Raw genomic sequence first — 2,789 nt, forward strand, 5'->3', positions numbered from 1 at the left:
CCCGTTAACCGATTCCTCTGTAGTTCAGTCGGTAGAACGGCGGACTGTTAATCCGTATGTCACTGGTTCGAGTCCAGTCAGAGGAGCCAAATTTAAGAAGCCCGCTTAGGAAACTAAGCGGGCTTTTGCTTTATAGATCCGCGCTAAATCCTTCCGTTCCCTCAGATCTGCATCTTCTTGTTAAATAAGTTTTTCCCTGATACATCCTCAGCTAAATACTCATATACAGAAATTACCGCTCAATTTAATATTTTGTTATCAAGTTTGTTATAACCGAGGGATTAAATTGATTACTATCATTTGTGTATTCCTGCTGGCTGGCATTGTAAAAGGTGTTATTGGTTTGGGTTTACCCACTATAGCAATGGGATTATTAACTGTCGTCATGACGCCCGCCAGCGCTGCGGGCTTGCTAATTTTACCCTCTCTGGTTACAAATATATGGCAGTTATTTACCGGGCCAACATTCATCGATTTAATTAAAAGATTATGGGGATTTATAGCAGGCATTTTCATTGGTACATTATTTAGCCTCTTACCTGGATTAACGTCTGCATCATCGTGGACAGAAACGGCATTGGGTATTGTGCTTATAATGTACGGTCTTTGGGGGCTTATCGCTAAAAGGTTGCCATCATCAGTTCAATCAGAAAAATGGCTATCACCTGTAGCAGGCTATATTACCGGTACCATTACCGCAGCAACCGGTGTTTTTGTGATTCCGGCAGTACCCTATTTACAATCGCTCCAGTTAAATAAAAATGATCTTATCCAGGCTCTCGGATTAGCCTTCACAGCATCAACGATTGCCTTAGCCATTCATCTGTCATTGGACAGTAAACTGGCTCACGTTGATTATTATCTGTCTGCCGTTGCGTTGATTCCTGCAATCGCAGGAATGTATGTAGGCCAATACTTGCGTAAGGTGATCAGTGAACTCGCCTTCCGCCGCTGTTTTTTTATCGGGCTTATCGCACTTGGAATTTATATGACGATAAAATAATAGTTATGAGTCATTCTGACGTTGTGTCATGAAATCAACGAATTCTTTCGCGTATCCAGGCAGTTCAGTAAAATCCCGGGCACAAATGATCAGTTTGCGGTCAGCCCAGCTATCGGTTAAACGGATTATTTTGCTGCCATTCATGGAATTAAATCGCTCGGCGGCACGCCTCGGGATAATAGCAATGCCGACGCCACTGTCGACAATTTGCATCACGGCATCGAATGTTGCCATACGAACGCGATAGCTAATACGATATCCCAATTTTTTGGCATGCCCTTCAATGTGCTCCTGAAGCGCACTCCCCTCAGATAATCCCGTAAATTCAGCAGTGACAATATCCCGGAAAGCAATACTCTCGCTATCATGCCAATCGTTTTTGGCGGGCACAAACACCACTAATTCATCATCACGGAACGGTAATGATACCAGGCCGTTCAGCTCTGTTGAGTCAGCAACAATGCCTAAATTGGCCATTTGATTTTTAATAGCGGCGACTATGTCATAGCTGAGCATTTCTTTAACAGAAACAGAAATATTGGGTTTAAGGCTTAAATAAGAACCCAGCAACTGGGGTAAAAATTCGTTCTGCGCCGATGAATTGCACAGCAGGTTGATATGCCCGCGTAACCCTTTGCCGTATTGATGTAATTCACTGCGCATGTGCTCAACTTGTTGCAACACAATATTGGCATGGTTGACCAACGAAAACCCAGCGTCAGATAGCTTGACCCCTTTTCTGGAGCGGCTAAACAGCTCGACACCCAACTCCCCCTCCATACCACGGATACGCTCGCTTGCCGACTGCAACGTCAGGTTTGACAGCACAGCACCACCGGTGATGCTTCCCGCTTTATAAACGTTCAGAAACAGCCGTAAGTCGATGATATCAAACCGCATAAGAACACCTGCTCCTTGTTTATTCTGACCTAAGCGAGATTATAGTCGGTAGTGTTGAGCGTGAATCATGCAGGACCGGGAGAAGGCACCAAAGGTTACCGTAGAGCGGAGTACGAGAGTTACCGTCAGGATAGATAACTCTCGTTAATTTGAAATGTGAGACTGGTTGCTGGAAAAGATTAAACGCCAGAGTTATCGAGCAAGTCTTTACTTGCCGCTTTCAGGTACTGGAACATTGACCAGAATGTTAACACTGCTGCGATAAAGAACAGACCAATCCCCGCGTATTCGATCCACATGTTTGGACGCCATAGCATACCAATCAGCGCCAGCATTTGCGCCATGGTCTTGGATTTACCAATCCAGGAAACGGCAACACTGCTGCGTTTACCGATTTCAGCCATCCATTCGCGCAAAGCAGAAATAATGATTTCACGAGCAATCATGGTTGCCGCAGGCAGCGTCACCCACCAGGCATGGTAATGTTCAGCCACCAGCACCAGAGCGACGACTACCATGACTTTATCGGCTACCGGGTCAAGGAAGGCACCAAAACGTGTGCTTTGGTTCCAGCGACGTGCCAGAAAACCATCAAACCAGTCAGTGATTGCGGCAAACCAGAAGATAAACGCACACAGGAATGGCGCCCAGCTAAACGGCAGATAAAAAGCCAGCACAAAGAATGGGATAAGGATGATACGAAACAGAGTAAGCAATGTTGGGATATTAAATTGCATAGTGCTGGTTAACTGTCTGTCGTAAGTGGAAATTGTCTCTATGTTGCTACAGAGGCCTTAATGTTTCAACGAGTAGAAGATCTTTTCTGCCAACGCTTGCGAGATACCCGGCACTTTTGCGATTTCTTCTACGGATGCGTTCTTTAATG

The 2,789-nt window shown here is 45.2% G+C and carries 4 protein-coding genes and 1 tRNA gene; 2 read left to right on the forward strand and 3 right to left on the reverse strand.

Annotation, left to right across the window (positions count from 1 at the left end):
• The first annotated feature begins 13 nt into the window (after positions 1-13).
• A tRNA-Asn gene (locus tag MES37_RS23955) sits at positions 14-89 on the forward strand.
• A gap of 197 nt (positions 90-286) precedes the next feature.
• Positions 287-1,003 carry a sulfite exporter TauE/SafE family protein gene (locus MES37_RS23960; protein ID WP_208856723.1) on the forward strand — a complete coding sequence of 239 codons (717 nt, stop codon included), beginning with the start codon at positions 287-289 and terminating at the stop codon, positions 1,001-1,003.
• Between the two features lie 3 nt (positions 1,004-1,006).
• Here the strand turns inward: MES37_RS23960 and MES37_RS23965 are convergent, their stop codons facing one another.
• The 3 genes from MES37_RS23965 to MES37_RS25035 all read right to left on the reverse strand — a co-directional run.
• Positions 1,007-1,903 (reverse strand): LysR family transcriptional regulator, encoded by an 897-nt coding sequence (locus MES37_RS23965; protein ID WP_064545576.1) that lies wholly within the window; start codon positions 1,901-1,903, stop codon positions 1,007-1,009.
• A 179-nt stretch (positions 1,904-2,082) separates the two neighbouring features.
• A complete protein-coding gene (gene pgsA, locus MES37_RS23970) occupies positions 2,083-2,640 on the reverse strand; it encodes a CDP-diacylglycerol--glycerol-3-phosphate 3-phosphatidyltransferase (protein WP_064545575.1) in 558 nt (185 codons plus the stop codon).
• A 57-nt stretch (positions 2,641-2,697) separates the two neighbouring features.
• A partial coding sequence (locus MES37_RS25035) for a hypothetical protein (protein ID WP_443107966.1) occupies positions 2,698-2,789 on the reverse strand: 92 nt, incomplete at its 5' end.

The organism is Buttiauxella sp. S19-1 (assembly GCF_022134725.1).
Classification (GTDB): Bacteria; Pseudomonadota; Gammaproteobacteria; order Enterobacterales; family Enterobacteriaceae; genus Buttiauxella; species Buttiauxella ferragutiae.